Annotated in this window: 20 protein-coding genes; 19 read left to right on the plus strand and 1 reads right to left on the minus strand. The window is 46.9% G+C overall.

Annotated features, from left to right (window positions below; genetic code table 11):
* The first annotated feature begins 251 nt into the window (after positions 1–251).
* Positions 252–656: a FixH family protein gene (locus ABEQ74_RS13825; RefSeq protein ID WP_430122753.1), complete on the plus strand. Its 405-nt coding sequence runs from the start codon at positions 252–254 to the stop codon at positions 654–656.
* A gap of 90 nt (positions 657–746) precedes the next feature.
* Here ABEQ74_RS13825 and ABEQ74_RS13830 read toward each other — a convergent pair whose 3' ends face one another.
* Complete coding sequence (locus ABEQ74_RS13830) at positions 747–1283, minus strand: cupin domain-containing protein (protein WP_054401899.1); 537 nt, start codon at positions 1281–1283, stop codon at positions 747–749.
* A gap of 169 nt (positions 1284–1452) precedes the next feature.
* Here ABEQ74_RS13830 and metH point away from each other — a divergent pair, with 169 nt between their 5' ends.
* From metH to ABEQ74_RS13920, 18 genes are all read left to right on the plus strand, one after another.
* Entirely contained in the window at positions 1453–4893 is a 3441-nt protein-coding gene (gene metH / locus ABEQ74_RS13835) for a methionine synthase (RefSeq protein ID WP_430122755.1), read from the plus strand.
* Positions 4894–4980: 87 nt separating this feature from the next.
* Positions 4981–5910 (plus strand): ribonuclease Z, encoded by a 930-nt coding sequence (gene rnz / locus ABEQ74_RS13840; protein WP_430122756.1) that lies wholly within the window; start codon positions 4981–4983, stop codon positions 5908–5910.
* Positions 5911–6271: 361 nt separating this feature from the next.
* Positions 6272–7057 carry a TIGR01457 family HAD-type hydrolase gene (locus ABEQ74_RS13845; protein ID WP_430122757.1) on the plus strand — a complete coding sequence of 262 codons (786 nt, stop codon included), beginning with the start codon at positions 6272–6274 and terminating at the stop codon, positions 7055–7057.
* A gap of 53 nt (positions 7058–7110) precedes the next feature.
* Complete coding sequence (locus ABEQ74_RS13850; RefSeq protein ID WP_430122758.1) at positions 7111–7929, plus strand: Fpg/Nei family DNA glycosylase; 819 nt, start codon at positions 7111–7113, stop codon at positions 7927–7929.
* Complete coding sequence (locus ABEQ74_RS13855; protein WP_430122914.1) at positions 7919–8770, plus strand: deoxyribonuclease IV; 852 nt, start codon at positions 7919–7921, stop codon at positions 8768–8770. Before ABEQ74_RS13850 ends, ABEQ74_RS13855 begins: the two co-directional genes overlap by 11 nt.
* Before the next feature lie 12 nt (positions 8771–8782).
* Entirely contained in the window at positions 8783–9121 is a 339-nt protein-coding gene (locus tag ABEQ74_RS13860; protein WP_430122759.1) for a cyclic-phosphate processing receiver domain-containing protein, read from the plus strand.
* Positions 9122–9469, plus strand: a complete 348-nt coding sequence (locus tag ABEQ74_RS13865) for a thioredoxin family protein (protein ID WP_430122760.1) — start codon at positions 9122–9124, stop codon at positions 9467–9469.
* A 131-nt stretch (positions 9470–9600) separates the two neighbouring features.
* Positions 9601–10677 (plus strand): SAM-dependent methyltransferase, encoded by a 1077-nt coding sequence (locus ABEQ74_RS13870; protein ID WP_430122761.1) that lies wholly within the window; start codon positions 9601–9603, stop codon positions 10675–10677.
* A gap of 166 nt (positions 10678–10843) precedes the next feature.
* Positions 10844–12310 (plus strand): serine/threonine protein kinase, encoded by a 1467-nt coding sequence (locus ABEQ74_RS13875; RefSeq protein ID WP_430122762.1) that lies wholly within the window; start codon positions 10844–10846, stop codon positions 12308–12310.
* Between the two features lie 28 nt (positions 12311–12338).
* Positions 12339–13439, plus strand: a complete 1101-nt coding sequence (locus ABEQ74_RS13880; RefSeq protein ID WP_430122763.1) for an SAF domain-containing protein — start codon at positions 12339–12341, stop codon at positions 13437–13439.
* 55 nt (positions 13440–13494) lie between these two features.
* Positions 13495–14202, plus strand: a complete 708-nt coding sequence (locus ABEQ74_RS13885) for a hypothetical protein (RefSeq protein WP_430122764.1) — start codon at positions 13495–13497, stop codon at positions 14200–14202.
* Positions 14199–15068, plus strand: coding sequence for a hypothetical protein (locus ABEQ74_RS13890; protein WP_430122765.1), 870 nt, complete (start codon positions 14199–14201; stop codon positions 15066–15068). The genes ABEQ74_RS13885 and ABEQ74_RS13890 overlap by 4 nt, the downstream gene beginning before the upstream one ends.
* A complete protein-coding gene (locus ABEQ74_RS13895; RefSeq protein WP_430122766.1) occupies positions 15055–16968 on the plus strand; it encodes an ATPase, T2SS/T4P/T4SS family in 1914 nt (637 codons plus the stop codon). Before ABEQ74_RS13890 ends, ABEQ74_RS13895 begins: the two co-directional genes overlap by 14 nt.
* On the plus strand, positions 16958–19027 hold the full coding sequence (locus ABEQ74_RS13900; protein WP_430122767.1) for a hypothetical protein: 2070 nt from the start codon (positions 16958–16960) through the stop codon (positions 19025–19027). Before ABEQ74_RS13895 ends, ABEQ74_RS13900 begins: the two co-directional genes overlap by 11 nt.
* 51 nt (positions 19028–19078) lie before the next feature.
* On the plus strand, positions 19079–19537 hold the full coding sequence (locus ABEQ74_RS13905) for an ABC transporter permease (protein ID WP_430122768.1): 459 nt from the start codon (positions 19079–19081) through the stop codon (positions 19535–19537).
* A 42-nt stretch (positions 19538–19579) separates the two neighbouring features.
* Positions 19580–19981 (plus strand): hypothetical protein, encoded by a 402-nt coding sequence (locus tag ABEQ74_RS13910; RefSeq protein WP_430122769.1) that lies wholly within the window; start codon positions 19580–19582, stop codon positions 19979–19981.
* 5 nt (positions 19982–19986) lie between these two features.
* On the plus strand, positions 19987–20532 hold the full coding sequence (locus ABEQ74_RS13915) for a hypothetical protein (RefSeq protein ID WP_430122770.1): 546 nt from the start codon (positions 19987–19989) through the stop codon (positions 20530–20532).
* A complete protein-coding gene (locus ABEQ74_RS13920) occupies positions 20519–21508 on the plus strand; it encodes a hypothetical protein (protein WP_430122771.1) in 990 nt (329 codons plus the stop codon). The genes ABEQ74_RS13915 and ABEQ74_RS13920 overlap by 14 nt, the downstream gene beginning before the upstream one ends.
* The last annotated feature ends 107 nt before the right edge of the window (positions 21509–21615 follow it).

Here is a 21615-nt window from a genome sequence, read left to right on the forward strand (position 1 = left end):
GATGAGATGGTAAATGCACTTACATAGCGAACAGCCTTCACAGCAGAAATTGTTGGTTGGCTGTTTTTTTTGTCAGACTTCAAGATAATGCGCTCTACAACCGGATTTTCTTAAGGGGTGATAAACGTCACACAATTGTAAGCTGAATGAGATCGAAAAAAAAGGTTGCTGAGATATAATGTATAAGAAACTAACACAGACATAGATCATGTGGCTGAACCATACATTGCACTCGTAAAGAGGTGTATAACGTGAGAAGGAAAAAGATAGCGCTGTTTGCGGCGATGGTGTTGATGGCGGTTGCTCTCGCTGCTTGCAATGACAGCAAGGCAGATCCCAATGATGACGTAATGGCAGAACCGATTATTGTTGAGCTGTCCCTTACGCCAGACCATATTAAGGCTGGTGAGAAAGTGCTGATTGAAGCGAAGGTGACCCAATCTGGTTCCCCGGTGGAAGATGCGAATGAAGTGCAGTTTGAAGTGACATTAGAAGGTGGGGGCGTGCAAGCGAAAGTACCGGTCAAGCATGACCAAGACGGGGTTTACAAAATGGAAAAGACCTTCGATGAGGCCGGAACCTATCGTATCGTTTCGCATGTGACAGCAAGAGGCATGCATTCCATGCCGTTAAAGGAACTGACTGTTACCGAATAAGTCTGACATCAAATAATAAGGCAGCGCATGCTCCGTAACCGGATGCGTACGCTGCCTTGTTCCATATTAACTCAATACTATAATTTCAGTTTATTGAAATTGAGGATCCTCTACCGGAGTAGCCACCCAGCCATTTTCTTCAATGAATAGGCGAACTGCAATGATTTGCTTGTTCTCCATCAAGGTGAAGAAATGAGGTGTGTTTTCCGGAACGGAAATGACATCGCCTGGCTCAAGTTCAACATTGAAGTATCCAACATCATCAGAGCCTTTAATAATGAAGATACCTTTACCGCCAACAATTGCCCGAATTTCATCTTCCGAGTGGGTATGAACCTCTTCGAATTTTTTCAATAAGTCCTCAATATTGGGCGTGGACTCGGAAAGTGTGATGACATCCCAAATTTTGTAGCCGCGTCTTGCAGCCAAGTCGCGAATTTCTTCATCAAAGATTTCCAAAATGCGCTTCTTATCATCATCACTTAACTGAAAGTTCTCTTGAAGCGTGGTCGGGAGTTTTTCCATATTCCAATGCTCATAAACAACCTCTTGGCCATTCAGGAATTCCCGTACATTCTCTTCCCCGGTAATACGTTCGTTCGTGTTGCGAATCACAATCTCTGCCATTGCATTAACCCTCTTTCTCCCGTTGGATTAATATGTATTATAGCCGCCTCCACCGCATTTGTCATCTGAAAATGTTGATGAATGCCTATTATGACGCAATATTTCGCCTTTTCTATTGAAATAGATTCTGATACACTAAGATTTAACGTTTTCGGGGGAGGTTTAAGAGTTGAACAAGCCTAGCTTACACGAAGTACTGAAGGAACGAATATTAATACTTGATGGTGCAATGGGCACGATGATCCAGCAAGTGGACCTCTCGGCTGAGGATTTTGGCGGTCCGGAACTTGACGGATGTAATGAGATGCTGGTTATTCATCGGCCGGATGTGATACAGAGCATCCATGAACAATATCTTGAAGCAGGTGCCGACCTGATTGAAACCAATACATTCGGCGCAACCTCGGTTGTGCTTGCTGAATACGATATACCCGAGCTTGCCCGTGAAATTAACTTGAAAGCGGCTCAATTAGCCCGTGCGGCAGTTGAGAAGTATAATACCCCAGATCATCCCCGCTACGTAGTAGGTGCAATGGGGCCTACAACCAAGACCCTTTCGGTTACTGGCGGTGTGACATTTGCAGAATTGATTGAAAGCTACGAGGAGCAGGCTATCGCCTTGATCGAAGGAGAGGTAGATGCACTTCTGCTCGAAACATCGCAGGACACTTTGAACGTTAAAGCTGGAAGTATCGGTATACGTCAGGCATTTGAGAAGACAGGCATAACACTGCCTATTATGATCTCCGGTACGATTGAACCAATGGGCACCACGCTTGCCGGACAGAATATTGAAGCTTTCTATGTTTCTCTCGAACACTTGAATCCGATCTCAATCGGGCTCAACTGTGCAACGGGACCGGAATTTATGCGTGACCATATACGCTCTTTGTCTGAAATGTCCAGAAGCGCGATTAGTTGTTATCCTAATGCCGGCCTGCCTGATGAAAACGGCCAATATCATGAGTCACCTGAATCACTCGCTTTAAAGATGGGGGCTTTTGCTGAAAAAGGCTGGCTCAATATTGCGGGTGGATGCTGCGGGACGACACCTGAGCATATTCGCGCATTGAAAAATACGATGGATACCTTCGAGCCTCGACCGCTGAGTGGTACGCATTTGCCGGCATTGTCTGGAATCGAGCCTGTCTATATCGAACAGGATAATCGTCCATACATGGTGGGCGAACGCACAAACGTGCTCGGATCGCGTAAGTTCAAGCGGTTGATTGTTGAAGGGAAATATGAAGAGGCCTCTGAGATTGCACGGGCTCAGGTGAAGAATGGGGCACATATCATCGATGTTTGTGTGCAGGATCCGGATCGTGATGAAGCAATAGACATGGCAAAGTTCCTCGAACTAGTGGTCAAAAAAGTGAAAGTACCGTTGATGATTGATACAACTGATCCGGCTGTTATTGATTTATCCCTTCAATACTCCCAAGGGAAAGCAATCATTAACTCCATTAATCTTGAAGATGGTGAAGAAAAATTTGAGCATGTAACTCCGCTTGTCCATAAATATGGTGCAGCGGTCGTCGTAGGTACTATTGATGAGAGCGGTCAAGCGATTACTCGTGAGGACAAACTGAAGGTGGCTCAGCGCTCTTATGATCTGCTTGTGAATAAATATGGCATTCCGCCGGAAGATATTATATTCGACACCCTTGTATTCCCGGTTGGTACAGGGGACGAGCAGTACATCGGATCTGCCAAGGAAACGATTGAAGGCATACGCTTGATCAAAGAAGCAATGCCTAAGGTCCATACGATCCTTGGTATCAGTAATGTTTCCTTCGGATTACCGGAAGCAGGCCGTGAAGTGCTGAATTCCGTCTACTTATACGAATGTACGAAAGCCGGATTGGATTATGCGATTGTCAATACGGAGAAATTGGAGCGGTATGCCTCCATTCCGGAAGAAGAGCGACGTTTGGCAGAAGACTTGATTTATCGAACCAATGACGAGACGTTGGCCGCCTTTGTTGCAGCTTTTCGGGATAAAAAGGTAGAGAAGAAGGAAAAGGTATCCAACATGACATTGGAGGAAAGATTGGCATCCTATGTTGTGGAAGGATCTAAAGAGGGTCTGATACCTGATTTGGATCAAGCGTTAACCAAATATGGTGCACTAGAGATCATTAATGGTCCCTTGATGGCCGGGATGACTGAGGTTGGACGTTTGTTCAACAACAATGAGCTGATTGTGGCAGAGGTACTGCAAAGTGCCGAAGTTATGAAGGCCTCCGTAGCATATTTAGAAACGTTCATGGAGAAAAACGAGACGTCTGTTAAAGGGAAAATCATGCTTGCTACCGTTAAGGGAGACGTCCATGATATCGGTAAAAATCTGGTGGAGATCATCTTGTCCAACAATGGTTATCAAATCATTAATTTGGGTATAAAAGTACCACCGGAGCAAATTATTGAGGCTTATCGTCGTGAGCAGCCAGATGCGATCGGTTTATCCGGTTTGCTCGTTAAATCTGCTCAGCAAATGGTCTCAACAGCTCAGGATTTGAAAAACGCGGGTATTGCAGTACCTATCATGGTGGGCGGTGCTGCCCTTACACGTAAATTTACAAAAACGCGTATTCGTCCAGAATATGACGGCATGGTGCTGTATGCGAAGGATGCCATGGATGGTCTCGCATTGGCGAACCAGCTCAGCGATCCGCAACAGCGGAGCATAATGGAGGAAGCCATCAAAGCAGAACAAGAAGCCGAGAGCGCTGCCCCTCAAGCCGTCAAAGAGATGCCGAAACTGTCTGAAGGACTGCGGTCCAAAATATCGACGGATGCACCGGTGTATTTGCCGCCAGATATGGAACGACATGTGCTTCGAAATTATCCGATTTCCCACATTCTTCCATATATTAACATGCAGATGCTGCTTGGCCACCATCTAGGACTCAAAGGCTCCGTGGAACAGCTGTTGAAGGCTAATGATCCTAAAGCCGTCTCCCTTAAGGAAACGGTAGATGGTATCTTCCATGAAGCAATTGAATCCGGAATCATTCAGGCGAATGCGGTATACCGATTCTTCCCGGCGCAGTCTCGAGGTAATGATATCATCATCTATGATCCAAATGATCATACAAAAGTGCTGCATACGTTCTCATTCCCGAGACAGCAGGTTGAGCCCTATATGTGCCTGGCGGATTTCCTGAAATCCGTAGACAGCGGCGTGATGGATTACGTTGGATTCCTGGTCGTTACGGCAGGACGGGGAGTCAGCAAATTGTCAGCTGAGTGGAAGGAGAAGGGAGACTATCTGAGGTCTCATGCTCTTCAGTCGGTTGCTCTGGAGACAGCTGAAGGACTGGCGGAACGAATTCATCATATGATGCGGGATACATGGGGATATCCTGATCCAGCAGATATGACGATGAAACAGCGATTAGGCGCACGGTACCAAGGAATTCGGGTGTCCTTTGGCTATCCGGCTTGCCCGGATTTGGAAGACCAAGAGCCGTTATTTAAATTGATGCAGCCTGAGGATATCGGTGTTCATCTAACCGAAGGCTTCATGATGGAACCCGAGGCATCGGTATCCGCGATGGTATTCAGCCATCCGGAGGCCCATTATTTTAATGTAGATAAAGCATAACATTTAGAATACCGGTCCGACCGGTTTGAAATCCTCCGGATGTTTCGGAGGATTTCTCCGGTTTACAACCGAAAGGGGAGAAAAGGCATGGAACTCTATTTTTTAGGAACGAATGCGGGGGTTCCGACGCTTCAGCGTAACGTTACCTCGATTGCCCTGCGTATGTTGGAGGAACGTAGAAGCTTGTGGCTGTTTGATTGCGGAGAAGGCACGCAGCATCAAATATTAAAATCACCCCTAAAGCTGTCCAAACTCGATAAGATTTTCATTACCCATATGCATGGTGATCATATTTTCGGCTTGCCAGGGCTGCTGTCCAGCCGTGGAGCTCAAGGCGTAACTTCGCCGGTTACGATCTATGGCCCTCCAGGCATCAAAACTTTCATCGAAACCACCCTGCACATCAGCCAATCACGTGTTCCTTACAATATGGAAATTATCGAGCATACCGGCGGCATGCTGTTTGAGGATAGCAGCTTTCAGGTGGAATCGGCTAAGCTGGATCACAGAGCTGAAAGCTATGGCTATCGTATTGTCGAGAAGGACCTTCCCGGCAGCTTGGATTTGAAGCGGTTGGAGGCATTTGGGCTCAAGCCTGGTCCACTCTATGGCAAGCTGAAAAGAGGAGAGAGTGTGGAGCTTGAGGACGGACAATGGATCCATGCCTCCGATGTACTTCTGACGCCCAAGAAAGGCAGAGTGGTTACGATTCTGGGAGATACGCGGCCTTGCGAAGGTGTGAAATTGCTCGCAAAGGATGCAGATGTTCTGGTGCACGAAGCCACATTTATGGAGGACCTAAGCGATCTTGCACATGAATATTACCACAGCACAGCTAAACAAGCGGCTGAAGCAGCTAAGCGTAACGGTGTGCAAGCCCTGTTCCTTACCCATTTCAGCTCTCGTTATAAAGATATTGAGCATTTGCAGCCTCTCCTTAAGGAAGCGCAGGAGGTTTTCGAACCTACCCGTTTGGCAGAGGATTTCGGCTTGTATCCCATCAACAGGAGAGCTTAATCTTATCAAGGGAGACGTAAGGGAAATTATATGTGGGTTAGCAAATTATTTTCCGGGAAAGCGCAGGAAATGACAAAGCGGTGAATTTTTCGTTCCTGCTTGGACAGGCTTCGATTTCATTCGACGTCTAAGCACGAATGTATCATCTATAACCTGAATCTTGCAACCGGAAGAGCTCTTCTTTACAATTAAACTGCCGAGGTTTCTGCCTTTTCCCATGATCTTTGAAAGTGTGGAGACCGTGGTAATACATAGATTTAATAATTTATAGTTGTTTATAAGAGAATGAGAAGGCCAATGCTTCAGCCAATGAATCATTTATGGCATAAATGAAAGAACATAAAGAAGGTGCTATTCATTCATGGAAAAACCAAAAGGGCTGCTGATCGATTTAGACGGGACCTTGTATCACGGCCGTCAACGAATCGAGGGAGCGGATCTACTTATCAAGCGGCTAATGGCGCTTCAGACCCCATACCTGTTTGTAACAAATAATTCATCTCGAACACCAGAGCAGGTGGCTGCGCATTTGATGGAGATGGGAATTCCCGCCAAGCCGGAAGAAGTGTGTACCTCCTCACTTGCAGCAGCTAAATATATTTCTGAGGAATCTCCTGGCGCCAAAGTGGCTATGCTCGGTGAAGAGGGATTGCGGGAAGCGTTGTTGTCTGCAGGACTGAGCATTGTGGAACATAATCCTGAATATGTTGTTCAAGGCATTGACCGTGCTTTTCATTACGATAAGTTAACACACGCCGTCCGCTGGATACAGGAAGGAGCGGTATCTATCCTGACCAATCCGGATCTGCTGCTTCCATCGGATGGTGGCTTAATGCCCGGTGCAGGCTCTCTTGGCGCAGCAATCGAGGCTGCTTCGGGGGTAAAACCGACGATTATCGGAAAGCCATCCTCCATTTTGATGAAGTTCGCTTCGGATCGACTTGGATTGGCTCCGGAAGAAACCTATGTAGTTGGAGATAATATACGTACAGATATTGCTGCTGGTGTGCATGCTGGCTGTAAGACAGTGCTTGTTATGACCGGAATTACGACCAAGCTCAATATGGAAGCTCATATGAGGGAGACGGGTATCACACCTGACTTTGTCTGCCAGGATTTAAACGAAGTAATCGACCTGATATGTTAATGTGAGCGACAGCTGAACTTTACTTATTGGGTTGACAGAAGGGAAGATGAATCATGCCGGAACTACCGGAAATGGAGAATTATCGGAGATTATTATCACAGACCATTGTGAATGTGCCTATTATGAATGTCGTCGTAAACCGTGAGAAATCGCTGAATGTTTCGGTTGACGAGTTCACATCTGCTTTATTGGGCAGCAAGGTTATCTATGTGGAAAGACGAGGCAAACATCTCGTATTTCATCTGCATAACGGAGGCAGACTGCTGCTGCATCTGATGCTGGGCGGCATTCTGTATCTTGGACGTGTTGGAGAAGAGCGGCCTTCTCGATCGACCCAGATCGAGATTACCTTTGGTGACCATGTGCTGTATTTTATCGGTTTGCGGCTCGGTTATTTGCATTTCTTAACGGCTAAGGAAACGGAAAATACTTTAAAAGACCTGGGTCCTGAAATCTTGGATCGTCGCATGAACAAAGCGCGTTTCATCCAGCTGCTCGGTAAACGGCGGGGTGCCTTAAAAACTACACTGGTGAATCAGCAGGTTATCGCAGGCATCGGGAATTGTTATGCTGATGAGATCGCTTTTGATGCCCAAATTCACCCACTGTCCAAAATTCAGGATTTGTCTGAGCAGTCTTTGGAACAGGTGTATGACAGTACCGTTAAAGTGCTGCATGAAGCGACTGATGGCGGAGGATATATGGAAATGCCGTTTCAGGAAGGCGACGAACTTACCGGAGCCTATAACGACGAATGCAAAGTCTACGATCGTGAAGGAGAACCCTGCGTACGCTGCGGTACGCCGATCGTGAAAGCCGAGCATGCTTCGCGCAAAATTTTCTTTTGTCCGAACTGCCAGCATGAAGCCTGATATCCGAATCGGAGGTCATGTTAGCACAAGAGGCGGATTTCTTGCAGCTGCCCAGCATGCAGCCGGGATCGGTTCCTCGGCGTATCAGTATTTTCCGAAAAATCCGCGCAGTCTCCACTTGAAGACGCCTGACATGCGAAATGCTGCCGCATGCTCGAAGTTCTGCCAGGAACAAGGACTGGTGTCGATTGCGCATACTCCGTATCCAACGAATATGGCAGTGGGCTTCACTCGAGGAGAAGAGTTTTACCGGCTGACGGTGGACTCCCTCAAAAATGACCTCCTCATCGCGGAAGCATGCGGATCGCTGGGGATTGTGGTCCATTTTGGACATCTCAAAAGCTCTGACATGCTTGAAGGCTATCAGAATATCATTCGTTGCCTGAATGATGTGTTGTCAGACTGGACGGGGAGGGCCAAGCTATTAATTGAGAATCAGGCAGGTGACCATGGCCCCATGGGAATGACTCTCGAGGAGAGCGTGAAGGTTAGACAGCTTGCTGATTATCCCGAAAAAATAGGTTTTTGTCTGGATACCTGTCACCTGTTTGCGGCGGGCGGATGGGATATTTCGAATACAGCTGAACTTCTTGCCAGAGGACAGGAGCTTGGCTATTGGGAATCCACCGTTGCGGTCCATCTGAACGATTCGAAGCATGGGGCCGGTTCAAGAAAAGATCGCCACGCACGCATCGGGCAAGGTATGATAGGATCAGACGCGCTAAAGCGTTTCGCTTTAGCACCAGAGCTTGCAGGCAAGGCCTTTATTCTGGAAAGTGAAAAGGGAGCGGACGGCACCCATCAGGAAGATATTGCCTTGGTGTTATCCTGGTCCGTTTAAGGGGAGGGTACGATGATACATCTGTATTTGGATGACTGGCGTCCCAATCCGAAAGGATTTGCGCTGGCACGAAGTGGGGAAGAGTGTTTATTGATGCTTCGTGAATGCGAAGTGGACATTTTATCTCTGGATTTTGAATTAGGTTATGATCAAATGAACGGGGGCGATGTAGTCGCCTCCATGATTGCGGAAGGGCTGCGTGCTAGAGAAATATTCCTGCATACCTCCAGTCCGGCCGGCCGCAGGAAAATGTACGAGCTGCTTTATGCGCATATGCCCGAGGACGTGAAGATCCATAATGGACCGATGTCAGAATCCGTTATGCGAGATGTCGCGCAGGGGTTAAGATAAATGATCGAGGTAACGCAGCGTGAACTGATGGAGCGGCTGGAATGGCAGGAACGTATGGCTAAACGTAACATGAAGGCCGATCCGCTCATTGTATTTTTGCATACGCCATTATGCGGTACTTGTGCTGCTGCGCGGAAGATGATCGATATTGTAGAGCATATCGAGCAGGATATGAATTTGCTCAGTGCGGATGTGAATTTCCTGCCAAGCATCGTTGAACGTTATCAAATTCGGAGTGTTCCTGCGCTGCTGGTTGTCTCATCGAATCCCCGCAGTGTACCGCAGGTACTGTACCGGATGGGTTCTGTACAGGATATTATAACTTTTCTTAGGAGCGCAAAGCTCTGATTTTATCTAAAACAGCAAGAAAATGAAAAAGGAAATCAAGAACTCATCTAACAAACTTATGATAATGGCGCTCATCTGAAAAAGGATGGCAGACGTCCTTGGATCATAGTTATTTCTGGAGGTTAATCCGTTTGGACGAATTAAATGTAAAGCAAGAGCTTGAGGAAGAAAATCAGAATGAACGGGATTATCACAGCAAATGGGTGTGTACGGCAAATCATGGTTTTGCTCCTTATGCACAGGAAGAGCTGCGGCGGATGTTTGGCAGCCTAAAAAGCACCATGATGATCCCTGGCGAAGTGTTTTTAGTCACGATCGACAGCTCGGAATATGAGGCAAACCGTCTTATTACTAGCAGGGCGCCCATTTTTTTGCGGCATCTGTTTCCGGTCCATCTGGAGATTGCGGCGGATACCTATCTTGACGCATTACCTGCAGTCGAAGAGTATGTGCTGAAACGGGAAGAAATAGGCGGTAGTGCTGTAGCTATCCAGATCCGAAAAACAGAGAATAGCTCATGGAAGGAAAATCCGGCGGCGCTTCGTGATGAATTGCAGCGTAGGCTGGCACCGCTTGAGCTTGAGTATACGGTTCATTCTCCGGAATGGATCATTTCCTTATTTGCTGCTGATCATGTCTGGTATGTAGGCGTGTCTCGTCCGGAGGACAATCTGTCAGATTGGAACGGCGGGGCTGTTCGTTTTCAGCGTGAGGAGGGGCAAATCTCAAGGGCTAAATTTAAGCTGCTTGAAGCCGAGAAGCAGTTCGGGATCCCGTTTCATTCATTCCGCAATGCTCTGGATATTGGCGCTGCGCCTGGAGGATGGACTTCGTTTCTGCTTGAGCGAGGCTTGCAGGTTACAGCGGTTGATCCGGCAAAAATGCATCCTTCGTTAGCTGGAAACAAAAATCTTCGAGTGATTCACAAAAATGCAGCGGATGTATCGTTTAGAGAAAATGAATTTGATCTAATCGTGTGCGATATGAGCTGGAGCCCTAAACTTATGGCTCGAATGGTCAAAGGGCTGCTGTACAGCTTACAGGCAGGAGGCACAGCTGTTATTACAGTCAAGCTGCTGACGAAGAAACCCATGGCTTTGGTGAAGGAGATCATGGAGGCGTTCGAAGAATCCCGAATGCAGATCCAGGGAGCCAAGCAGCTGTTCCATAATCGGGACGAGATTACTCTATATATGATTAAGTATTAAAAAAGGCTTTACAAGTTAATGTAAGTTGTTCTATAATGATTCCAAAATTAACCAACGACAACCATAGGGAAAGCATCCCGCTATTCATCATTATTCTGTGATGATAAGGCGGCTTGCTTTCCCTTTTTTGTTGTGTTGTTTGTAAGTAAGAGGAGAGAGCGCAAACATGAATCAGCCTTGCAGATTGGTGCATGGGGAAGTTTTAGGCGAACGTTATGTTATCGATAGGGTGATCGGTGAGGGAGGCATGAGCTGTGTTTACCTGGCTGAGGATTTGAAGCTCCCCGGGAAGAAGTGGGCTGTTAAGGAGAGCCTAGCTGAGCCCGGGACACAGCGTGCTGTCCAAGATGAAGCTCAGCTTCTGATTAAACTCAGTCATCCGCGGCTGCCGCGGATAGTCGATTATTTCCACGTTCAGTCTACCGGTTATATCTATTTGGTCATGGATTTCATTCAGGGCATGACCCTGGAGAAATATTTCCATGGATTTCGTGGAAACGTGAACCCTGAATTCATCATGGAATTGACGGAGCAGCTATTGGATGTACTGGAATATCTCCATAATCATGAGCCACAGGTCATCTTCAGGGATCTCAAGCCATCCAATATTATGCTGACCGATCAATTGGAGGTACGGCTCATCGACTTTGGCATTGCTAGAAGCTACAAGCAGGAGAGCGGCGAGGATACGGTCAAGCTCGGCACAGTCGGATTCGCGGCGCCGGAACAGTATGGGGGGAGACAAAGCGATGCCAGATCAGATTTGTATGGACTGGGGGCCCTTTTACTATATCTCTCGACCAGCGGCAAATTCAGCGAATGGATAACCGGTGTGGAGCGTCATATTCGCGGCGACTTGCCTAGGGAGCTTGTACCTGTCATTCGTAAGCTTCTGCAATATGCCCCGGAGCATCGATACCAATCGGCTGCAGAGGTACGCTCAGCGCTTAGCAGGCAGCAGCCAATATCCGCAAACAGGACAGGAAGTCAGCCAAGTAAGGTAGCAGGGACACTTGTCGCCGCTGTGCTTGGGGCATCTTCCGGTGTAGGAACAACCCACAGTTGTATCGCATTTGGACATTTCCTTGCTGCTATTTACGGACGTGTGGCAGTAGTTGAAATGAGCGCCAAATCCTCAGCGTTTACTCGTATTCAGGAAATTGCAGAGGGGGGAAGATTGGGATCAATCCGAAAGTTCGAAATTAACGGGATCCATTTTTGGCGCCAAACAGCTAGAACCGAAGTGATTTCACTATTGGGTGGGAGCTATGACGCGGTTGTATTGGATCTGGGAGCATACCGAGACAGTGAGCGTATAGAGGAATTTTTGCGGGCCGATTTGCCGATAGTCATCGGTTCTGGTGCGGAGTGGCGGCAGCATGATGTGGTGACTCTGGCACGAATGCTATCCAGACATCCCCAGCCAGGCCGGGTTTATGCCATGCCGCTTGCTGGAGAAGAGACGATTCAGGAGATGAAGAAATTGCTGGGAACAAATAATGTTCATTCATTGCCGCTGCAATTGGACCCTTTTGAAGTGCAAGACAGCAGCCGAGAGGCATTCTCCCGATTATTTCGGGAATACCTGCCAGCGGTGGAGAGAAAGAGAAAATTCAGGTTTCGCAAGAGTTGAATGCATCTGATCCGAAGGAGTTGAAGCAATGCCAATAATCAGGAGGCGAAGCCGCAAGTTGATCATCGCGGGACTTGCTGGCGCAGCCGTAACAGGAGCCGTGTGCGCCGGTGCCATGCTGTACTATATGCATGGTTATAAAGAGCAGCGGAGTTTAGAGCGAACCCAATATGAGCAGAGGATCACGGAGCTCGAAGAGGAGCAGCTACGGCAGCTTAACTCAATGAAGGTTGCTTGGGTTCCGGTCAGAGATATTCCGCCCGGTCATTTCTTAGAGGCGAAGGACATCAAGGAAGTGCGTATTCCGTATGACGGGTCCTCTGGTAATCTTCTCTCCGGTAAGGAAGAGATTGCAGGGAAGGGCGTGAAGATCGAATTGCTTAAGGGAACACCCATAAGTCGAACCATGCTTTTTGAAGAGATGCCGACACCGTCGGATCTCCGGCATCGGGAGATGAAGGCGGTATATTTGCCAAGCAACTTGCGCCAAGGGGATGTTATTGATGTAAGGGTCCAGTTTCCAACCGGACAGGATTACATCATTTTATCCAAGAAAAACATCGACAAGCTTCAAAATTCAGCATTCTGGACAACGCTCAGTGAACAAGAAATATTATTGCTCTCGAGCGCATTGGTCGATGCTTATCTTCATGAAGCTACGATCTATGCACTTACCTACGTTGAGCCTCAGTTGCAAGAGAAAGCGATTCCGAACTATCCTCCGAATGCGGAAGTAACGAAGCTGATCGCAAGCAATCCGAATATCGTAAAGACAGCCGAGAAGCATTTGGAGATTACGCTTCGCAGCACTCTGGAAGACGACTTAAGCAAGCTTTCTCCAGATCAGCAAATCCAGGTATCTGATATGCAGTTTGAATCTTCCACTGCGGAGACTAGAAGCCCGGATGCATGGAGTTCTGCTTATAGTGCTGGTCCTTCTGTAATCGCTTCTTCTACCGCTGAGTCTCCAAACACGCCGCCCGACGATGAGGAATACATAGGAACTCCGTTCCGTGAGGAACGGGATTCAGAAGCTGAACAGATTTTGGGATCATCCGATTTATCAGATGCCCAGTCGGGTGATGATACAGAATCACTTGATCCGGATTTCATATTCTCGAGCCCATAGGTGGTAGGGAGAGGTTGATTGGTATAACAGGAATTAACGAAGGAGTGGAATCAATGTGAAGACATGGATATTTACGGGTATATGTGACAAGAGCGACATGCTCTTGTACATGTGCAAGATATTAGCCTCAGGCGACAAGAGGGTTCTACTTGTGGATGGCGCAATTGACGCCAAGTATAAACATTGCATTAGCGTCATGCATCCGCAGCTGCCGGTTAAAGAGTTTGCTGGATTTGACGTAGCAACCGGATTTGATAACTACCAGGCGTTGGCGGAGTATCTTGAGGCAATGGAGGAGAAGAACTACGACTACATCGTAATGGACGTGGAGAAGCCAGAGTTTCTAAACAAGCATGAGTGGGATACAGCCGATGCCCATGTATGGGTTAGCGGCTTTGAAGTAACCGGACTACGAAAGAGTGCAGCTTTACTTGATGAGCTGAGGGCTGCGAGAGCCGATGACTCCCTTCCCCCTTTTTATCGGGTCTATGTCCAGGTCATTGATGACTTAACGGATGAAGCTTATATCGAAGGATATTTGGAAGACAGCCGCATTCAATGGCTGGGCCCTCCGGTAAAAATGCCTTGGGACGAACTTTTCTTTGCCTTGAAAATTAAAAATGAACATGCAGGAAGACTGGGCATCAAATCTTTGTCGAGGCAGTACAAAAGATCGCTTACTGAGCTTATCCGTATGTTGACGGAAATGGAACAGCGGCATATTCGCCGTGCTCTCAGACAAGCGGGGAGGAGGCATGCATGAGCCTGATTGCGGTATGGAGTCCGCTTAGCAGTGGCAGCGGCAGTACGATGTTGGCTTCGAGTTTACCGATCATATTGGCAATGGAATATCAAGTCAAGGTACTTATGGCCCATGGTGGCTGCGCTGGAGAACGACTGGAGCAAGCCTTTGTGTTTAAGAAGGATTCACTGGATTATATAACAGCCTTTCAGGATACCGGGATGGATGCTCTGGAACGGCTTAAGGTTAGCGGGAGACTGAATCCCGAGAATGTGCGTAATTATACTTTGCCGCTCTTATCGGATCGGCTTGATCTTTTACGTGGTCCTAAATTATATAGTGCTCAAGAAAACGATACTGAGAGGATGAAGGAGAAAGAGGCACGCGCGAACCTGATGTCCAGTGTCCTGGAATCTTCCAAGCGAAGTTATGATGTGACGGTAGCTGATGCAGGCAATGGGTTACCTGGAGCCGTCGACCGGGCCATACTTCAAGCCGCGGATTTGGTCGTCGTGGGTTTAAGTCAGAATTTGCATAAGCTTGAAGAAGAGCTTGAGCAGCAGCGATTACCTCCTGAACTAAGGGATAAGCAATGTTTATATATGATTGGAAAATACGATCGGGAGAGCAACTGCACTTTGCAAAATATTAAACGCCGGTTTGGATTGAAGACGATGGTGCTTGGTGTTCCTTACAGCTCTGGCATGACAGATGCTTGGAATACGCGTTCAGTTTTGGCCTATATCCAGCGAAGTCGTGGGGGCACCGACGCCAAACGCGTGAATTCATTGTATTATGCAATCCGTAATGTGGCGGATGTTGCGGCTGAACAACTTGGCCTTCCTACCGGCGGTTCGAAAGCGGGGGGCCTGCATGCTTTGGGGTAACTCATTGAATACGGTTTGGATTTTCGTCATCGTTTTGTTTGTGATGCTGTTTTTGTATCTACGCTATCTGGATACCCGAAAACTAACGATTACGAGCACTCGTGGAGCCGATCCCTATTCGCTGACTTCCATGACTTCGTTTGTCAAAAATAGTCTTCATCAGTTGACGCATAGCCAGCTGTCAGATTTAGGCCTGCATGAGGAAGAATATCGCCGCAGATTGAATAAGCGAAGTGAACTGCGACGTGCGCTGAAGGGCTGCGTGTCGGGCGATGTGCTGGATAAGGCATATGTTAAGGATTTCTTGAAACAACTCCTTGTTAGGGATCTCGGACTGAATGAGTCTAACATCGATGCAGCCATTCCTTTTGAAAATCTGACTCGTTTAACTGCCCAGGATCAATTTGAAATTGTTTTATACCTCTATAAACAGAGACATGGGGAAGATGCTTTGTCGGTTCTTCTGGAGACTTACGATCTTGCACGGCCACGCGTGATTCCCGGCTACGGTGAGGGAAGTGTATATGCGGTAACTGCCGAAGACATCGCTTATATTTATGAATCCGAGCAAAGGCCGCTGTTATTTACCGAGAAGCTGGACATTGTCGTGCAGCGCATATACCAGCAGTACAAAGGCTTTTCTATCGTCGATGAAATCAGGGACCAACGGATTGACGGGATAAGCGGCGGGGTTAGCGGAATCCATGTTGAGCGTGATGGCGAGCAAGTGAACGATCACTTTCCGAATGACTTCTTGGGATTAGGCAGTTTGAAGGGGACCGAATCTCCTGCAACCGGTTGTGAGAGCGTGTGGGTTTTTTACCGTGGAGTCTCGCTGCATCTAGCCTTCCTCTCTTTCGGGACGATGCAGGAACTTAAGAGGGTATGCCAAAACATATACAAATACAATCATCCGGGGCAGCTATCGGAAGCCAGCGGCTACAAAGTGAATGAGATGAAGGACGGCTCCAGGGTCGTTGTTGTCAGGCCGCCATTTGCTGAATCCTGGGCTTTCTTTGTCCGCAAATTCGATCTTCCTAAGGCATCGCTGAATCAGTTAATAACTGGAAGCGGTTCGGAACTGGCAATAGGCATGTTGAAATATCTTATGAAAGGCAGCAGAATTACAGCGATTACGGGTGCGCAGGGATCCGGAAAAACAACGCTGCTTATGGCTATGGTAGGTCACATATACGCGACCTATACCCTTCGGGTTCAGGAGATGGCCTTTGAGTTACACCTCAGAAAAATTTACAGTCGCAGAAACATTTTAAGCTTCAAGGAAACGGAGCACATTAGTGGTCAGGCTGGCCTGGACCTTCAGAAAAAAACAGATGGTACTGTCAATATTCTTGGTGAGGTTGCAAGTGATGAGGTAGCTTCATGGATGATACAAATGTCTCAAGTGGCAAGTCTATTCACCGTATTTACGCATCATGCCAAAACTTTCAGGGATCTTGTTCAATCCCTCCGCAATTCCCTGCTAAAGAGCGGTGTTTTCAGACAAGAACATATAGCTGAGCAGCAGGTTGTCAGTGTCATTAACTTTGATATCCACTTAAGAAGAGATGCTTATGGCAACCGTTACATAGAACGTATTACAGAGTGCATTCCCGTCGAGAAGGGAGAATTGCCAGAATTTCATGGAACCGAAGGGGACCGCTTGAAAAGAAGTATGGGTGAGTTTTTTGAGTTAAGTTCGGAGCATATGCGGAGATTGAATGAAGAGAGTTACTACATTTCCCGCAATGTAATCGAATATCGGGATGGAAAGTATTTGGCAGCTGCCAAGTTATCAGACCGCAGTATTCAAGAGATGATGGAACAGATGCACCCGGAAGACGTGGAGGAATTTAAGGGATTTCTGGCAGCGGGTTGGGGGGGACGAGGTGACCTCTAAAGATATATTGATTGTCGTTCTTATCGTGTCTTTAATTTTGTTTACCATTACCTTTGGCATCGTATCATGGATGTCACGAAGACGGGGGTATCGCGAGGCAGCTGGCGTTCAGGCAGAAATGGGAGGCAGATCATGGCGTGGGGTTCACCGGCAGTTGTTTCAAATCTTTTATAGGTATGGCATCAAGATTCCGGTTGTCAAATCGTATCTGCGTCGGATCCGTCAACGAATCGCAATTATTCACCCTTATGATGAGATAGCACTCCGATATGAGACAGTGAAACTAACCATTGCGATTACCGGAACTATCGGCTTGACCGCTTTGCTGCTGATATGGAGTCAACCGGATTTGGGGTTTATTGTTATAGTCATTCTGGCTGCGGCAGTGATTAACAATATGCTCGTAGAGATGTTCATAAACCGTCTGGAGCGTAAAGTTCTTGTCCAATCAGTTGAGCTGTTTTCACTTGTTCGTCATCATTATCAACAGCATGGAATGGTAGAAGAGGCTTTGTATGAGGGAGCGGAAGCTTCTGGACATGAAATTTCTATACATGCTCATCGGATATACAACGCCTTGGTTTCGGAGGATCCGGATGAGGAGTTGGAGCAGTACTATGAGGTAGCGCCTAATCGTTATCTAAAAGCATTCGCAGGTATATCACATCTCGTGATGGAGTTCGGAGATCATGCAAGAAAAAAAGGGTCCATCTACCTGCATGGGCTAAGCGGCTTAACGAAGGAAATTCAATTGGAAATTTTGCGAAGAGACAAGCTGGATTATCTAATGAAGGGCTTAAACATCATTGCGCTGGCACCTGTCTTCTTCACTAGGCCGATTGAGCGCTGGGCCAGAAGTAGTTTCCCATCAATGGACGATTTCTATATGAGCAAGCTCGGGATTATAACCAAGATATCGATATATGTCATTATCCTAATCGCTTACCTCCTGCTTCAGAAACTGCAGCAAAATCGAGAAACAGATTATCGCTCTGAGATTCAGAAATTGACCTGGGAAGAAAGACTGTACAGATTACCTGCGGTCCGTTTGCTTGTACGCATGCTGTCTCCGTCACCTGGGTCCCTGAAATATGACAGGCAGATCCGATTGTTAAAGGAAAGCAACGCAAGAATCAAATTCGAGTGGCTCTATATCAGAAGGCTGATGTTCTTTCTCCTTACCTTTTTCCTATCGCTGTCGTTGGCAGTTGGGCTGCATGTACAGGCCAAGCATCATATCTTGTATGTTCCTGTTTCCTTAAATAACTCTCTATTCGGTCAAATGAATGAAGTCGAGCGCCGGCAGGCAGAGGATACCGTAAAGCAGGACCGGATGTTTATGGAGCATTTAGAGATGTCACCGGACATCACTCGGGAGCAGGTCAGACAGGTAGTTAACGATGCGGATTCGCTTGGAATGGCTCAAGAACAGATCGAAAGCACAATCGACCGACTGATAGGCAAATTGCAGCTGTATAATGGCGAATACCTGAGATGGTGGGAGTTGTTATTATCCATCCTGGCAGGTTTGGCAGCATATAGTGCCCCGTTGTGGCTGCTGTATTTTCACCGAAAAGTGCGGAATATGGAAATGCGGCATGAAATCTACCAATTTCAAACCGTCATATCGATATTGCGCGGAGTGGAGCGCATTTCGGTAGAATCCATTCTGGAATGGCTTAACCGCTTCGCGGTGATCTTCAAGATTCCTATCCAAAAAAGCTTGCTCCATTATGAGCATGGGGCAGAGTCAGCCCTGCTGGAGCTGAAGGATGATGTCTGGTTTCCGGAATTCCAACGTTTGGTGGACAAGCTGCTTCTTGCGGTAGACAAGGTGCCGATCAAGGATGTGTTCGATGATCTCGATGGCGAGATGATATTTAGCTTTGAGCAGCGCAAGCAAGAATATGAAGCCATGATTGACACGAAGGCGGCGTGGGCACGAATGATCGGTTTTACTCCCATGTATGCTCTGATCTTTATGTACCTTGTGATCCCGCTGATCGGCATGAGCTTCTCACAGATGGAGACGTATTACGAGCAGATACAACGATTATAAAATATTACAGCTATTAAAAAATATAAATAATAGAATGAGAGGAAGATTTAAATGAATAATGCATCATCTGCTTTAAAGGTCGCGGCAGGAATATTTTTGACCATCGCACTGATCACGATTGTAGTTATCTTGTTTATTTCTGCACAGGAAGCCACTAAAACTGCGCAGAACAACTTTTCAGACATTCAAACAGAACTGTCTCAGGCTGCATTTACCGTATATGACGGGACGACGATCAGTGGTTCTCAGGTTACCAATGCGCTGCGCAAATATAAGGACAAGGACCAATTCGGGGTTTTCATTGCCACAGGGAAAAATAAAACAGGGCAATGGTACGGTAATGTACTGGAGACTGATGGTTCAATCCCTAATCCGGACTCAAGACAAGGGAATATCCAAGATGTCTTGAATGAAAAAAGCGCAGAGTATGTCAATCCAAGCGGAAAATTCAGAGCAAGCATCGTAAAGGATGACTCCAATGTGATCAGGGGCATCAAATTCTATCAATAATGATATGGGTAGCAAATTGAAGTCCATAAAAAGAAGGGTGATATGCTCTTGCGTGAACAAACCGTAAGCATGCTTGAACTGGCGGCGGGAGTGGCAATATTCCTTGCCGCCAGCTTGTATGCATTCCATATTCAGACGGCAATAGACGGCGGTCTAACGGCCGCAGGACGAATGACTCAAGATCAGCATGCCGGTATCAACACGATAGAGATGACTAATGTTAACATGAAGCTAACTTATAAGGGGAGCGAAGTGTTATTCACCTTACGAGAAGTTCAAACGGGCGGATTTCATATATTTGTAGATGGCAGAGAATTTAGATCAGGCAGTAATCCAGAGGAGTTGGATCTTTCGATCATTGACACAAATGCCCGTTATATAACGGAGTATATTCGAAGATACGATGGGGAAATGGAGAGCATCCAGTTTGTTAAAGAGAGGTAACAGCCATGTCAAACTCAGTATCGAAATGGTTTGCAGCATTTTTGGCGCTTTTACTGCTTTATTTAGTTCCGGCAGGTGAAATGGCCCGCAGGCAGGATGATTTGTCACGACTCATTGTTTATCAGTCCGTCACGAAATTCGTTGACAGTGTCCGAACGAAGGGATATGTGACGCCAACCATGTATAATGACTTCCAACAAGAGTTGGCCGCAACAGGTAATGTCTACAACGTGGAAATGGAGCATCAACATAAGAAATATCATCCGGAATATAACGATGCCGGCACATTTCTGAATCGCTATTCCATCGTATATGATGCATATTATCAAGATGATATTATGAGTTACTTGTTCCCCGATTCGACTGTGGGCAAGGAAGATGACAGCCGACGATACCGATTAACGACTGGAGATTTATTTCAGGTAAGTGTCCGCAGCTTGAATCGCACTCCCGCAATGCTGATGTTTGATGCTTTGACAGGATCAGATTCAGGTGGTAAAGCAGCTATCGCATTCCCTTACGGAGGTTTGGTTCTGAATGAAGATAACTGACCTTGCGATTGTATTTACCGCTGTGTTCTTTCCCATTTTTTTTCTTCTGGGCATGCGTGCCGAGAGCTTGGAGGATGTCCGGTATGTGGAGATGAAATATTCAGCTGCACTGCGCACAGCGGTTCAAGACGGCGGGATGATGCTCAATGAGAATGAGACCCAGGCCAAGGAGTCGGTGTATGATTCATTGAAATTTATGCATGCCGATAAAGAAAAAGCGTTGGAGGCCTTCTCCCGGACGTTGTATATGAATATGGGAATCGCCGATGATTCTGCTGCACAGGCTGCCCTGTGGTGGTATATTCCTGCTATCGTCGTGCTTGATTATGACGGCTACTATATGTACGTTTCGCAGACCTTTACCAATGATAAGGGTGAGGAGCTCATGGGACACCGCTGGACAGCCAAAATCCCTTATGCTTGGAGTGATGGTGCAGGCAACAGCATCCAATTTACGTTGGATTCCTTCGTTCATGTGTATGATTCAGGTGCCTCTCGATGGCACTCTGGATTTCGGGAGGATCTGAGCGGCAAAACGGGAGTGGCATTGCTGGGTAATCAGGATATGTTTGAACAAGTCCGGCGAATTACCATTGTAAATACGGTTCAAGAACAGCTCGCCTATTATATACAGCGGCATAATCAAATGGCGCTGCGGAACGGAGTCTCCTACACGTTCACACTACCGCTAATATCCCAGGAAGAGTGGGTAAATACGATTGACGATATCGGGATGATGGCCTTTATACAAGGCATCCCTATAGGCAATCAATACTTTAACAATTATGCGCTCGGGGGCGGGAGGCTTGTAAAAGCGCCGGTCTATTTCGGAGGGACGGATAACAGGGGAATCAAATATTATTATCGAGATGTTTGCAATAATAGCGTTGGAGTTGATGAAGTGTTTCAAAGTGCCAAAGAAGCGGCAGCAGCCGGGTACCAAGAGAAGAGCTGTTTTAATCCCGGTGTCCTGTAAAACTTGAAACTTGGAGTTTCGGCCAGACTCTGTGATGTGATACAATAAACTCTTGACTGTGCATATTTCGCTAAATTAACATGAAATAAGTTCATTTTATAAAGACA

Origin of the sequence: Paenibacillus solani, assembly GCF_050475945.1 — a bacterium.
Lineage (GTDB): Bacteria > Bacillota > Bacilli > Paenibacillales > Paenibacillaceae > Paenibacillus_AQ > Paenibacillus_AQ solani_A.

Bases quoted from the DNA above. Each gene is read 5' to 3' on its own strand.
- ABEQ74_RS13855 (WP_430122914.1), top strand. From the start codon at position 7,919: ATGAAGCCTGATATCCGAATCGGAGGTCATGTTAGCACAAGAGGCGGA.
- ABEQ74_RS13875 (WP_430122762.1), top strand. From the start codon at position 10,844: ATGAATCAGCCTTGCAGATTGGTGCATGGGGAAGTTTTAGGCGAACGT.
- ABEQ74_RS13895 (WP_430122766.1), top strand. From the start codon at position 15,055: ATGCTTTGGGGTAACTCATTGAATACGGTTTGGATTTTCGTCATCGTT.
- ABEQ74_RS13865 (WP_430122760.1), top strand. From the start codon at position 9,122: ATGATCGAGGTAACGCAGCGTGAACTGATGGAGCGGCTGGAATGGCAG.
- ABEQ74_RS13830 (WP_054401899.1), bottom strand. From the start codon at position 1,283: ATGGCAGAGATTGTGATTCGCAACACGAACGAACGTATTACCGGGGAA.
- rnz (WP_430122756.1), top strand. From the start codon at position 4,981: ATGGAACTCTATTTTTTAGGAACGAATGCGGGGGTTCCGACGCTTCAG.
- ABEQ74_RS13910 (WP_430122769.1), top strand. From the start codon at position 19,580: ATGCTCTTGCGTGAACAAACCGTAAGCATGCTTGAACTGGCGGCGGGA.
- ABEQ74_RS13905 (WP_430122768.1), top strand. From the start codon at position 19,079: ATGAATAATGCATCATCTGCTTTAAAGGTCGCGGCAGGAATATTTTTG.
- ABEQ74_RS13915 (WP_430122770.1), top strand. From the start codon at position 19,987: ATGTCAAACTCAGTATCGAAATGGTTTGCAGCATTTTTGGCGCTTTTA.
- ABEQ74_RS13860 (WP_430122759.1), top strand. From the start codon at position 8,783: ATGATACATCTGTATTTGGATGACTGGCGTCCCAATCCGAAAGGATTT.
- ABEQ74_RS13850 (WP_430122758.1), top strand. From the start codon at position 7,111: ATGCCGGAACTACCGGAAATGGAGAATTATCGGAGATTATTATCACAG.
- ABEQ74_RS13845 (WP_430122757.1), top strand. From the start codon at position 6,272: ATGGAAAAACCAAAAGGGCTGCTGATCGATTTAGACGGGACCTTGTAT.
- ABEQ74_RS13890 (WP_430122765.1), top strand. From the start codon at position 14,199: ATGAGCCTGATTGCGGTATGGAGTCCGCTTAGCAGTGGCAGCGGCAGT.
- ABEQ74_RS13920 (WP_430122771.1), top strand. From the start codon at position 20,519: ATGAAGATAACTGACCTTGCGATTGTATTTACCGCTGTGTTCTTTCCC.
- ABEQ74_RS13880 (WP_430122763.1), top strand. From the start codon at position 12,339: ATGCCAATAATCAGGAGGCGAAGCCGCAAGTTGATCATCGCGGGACTT.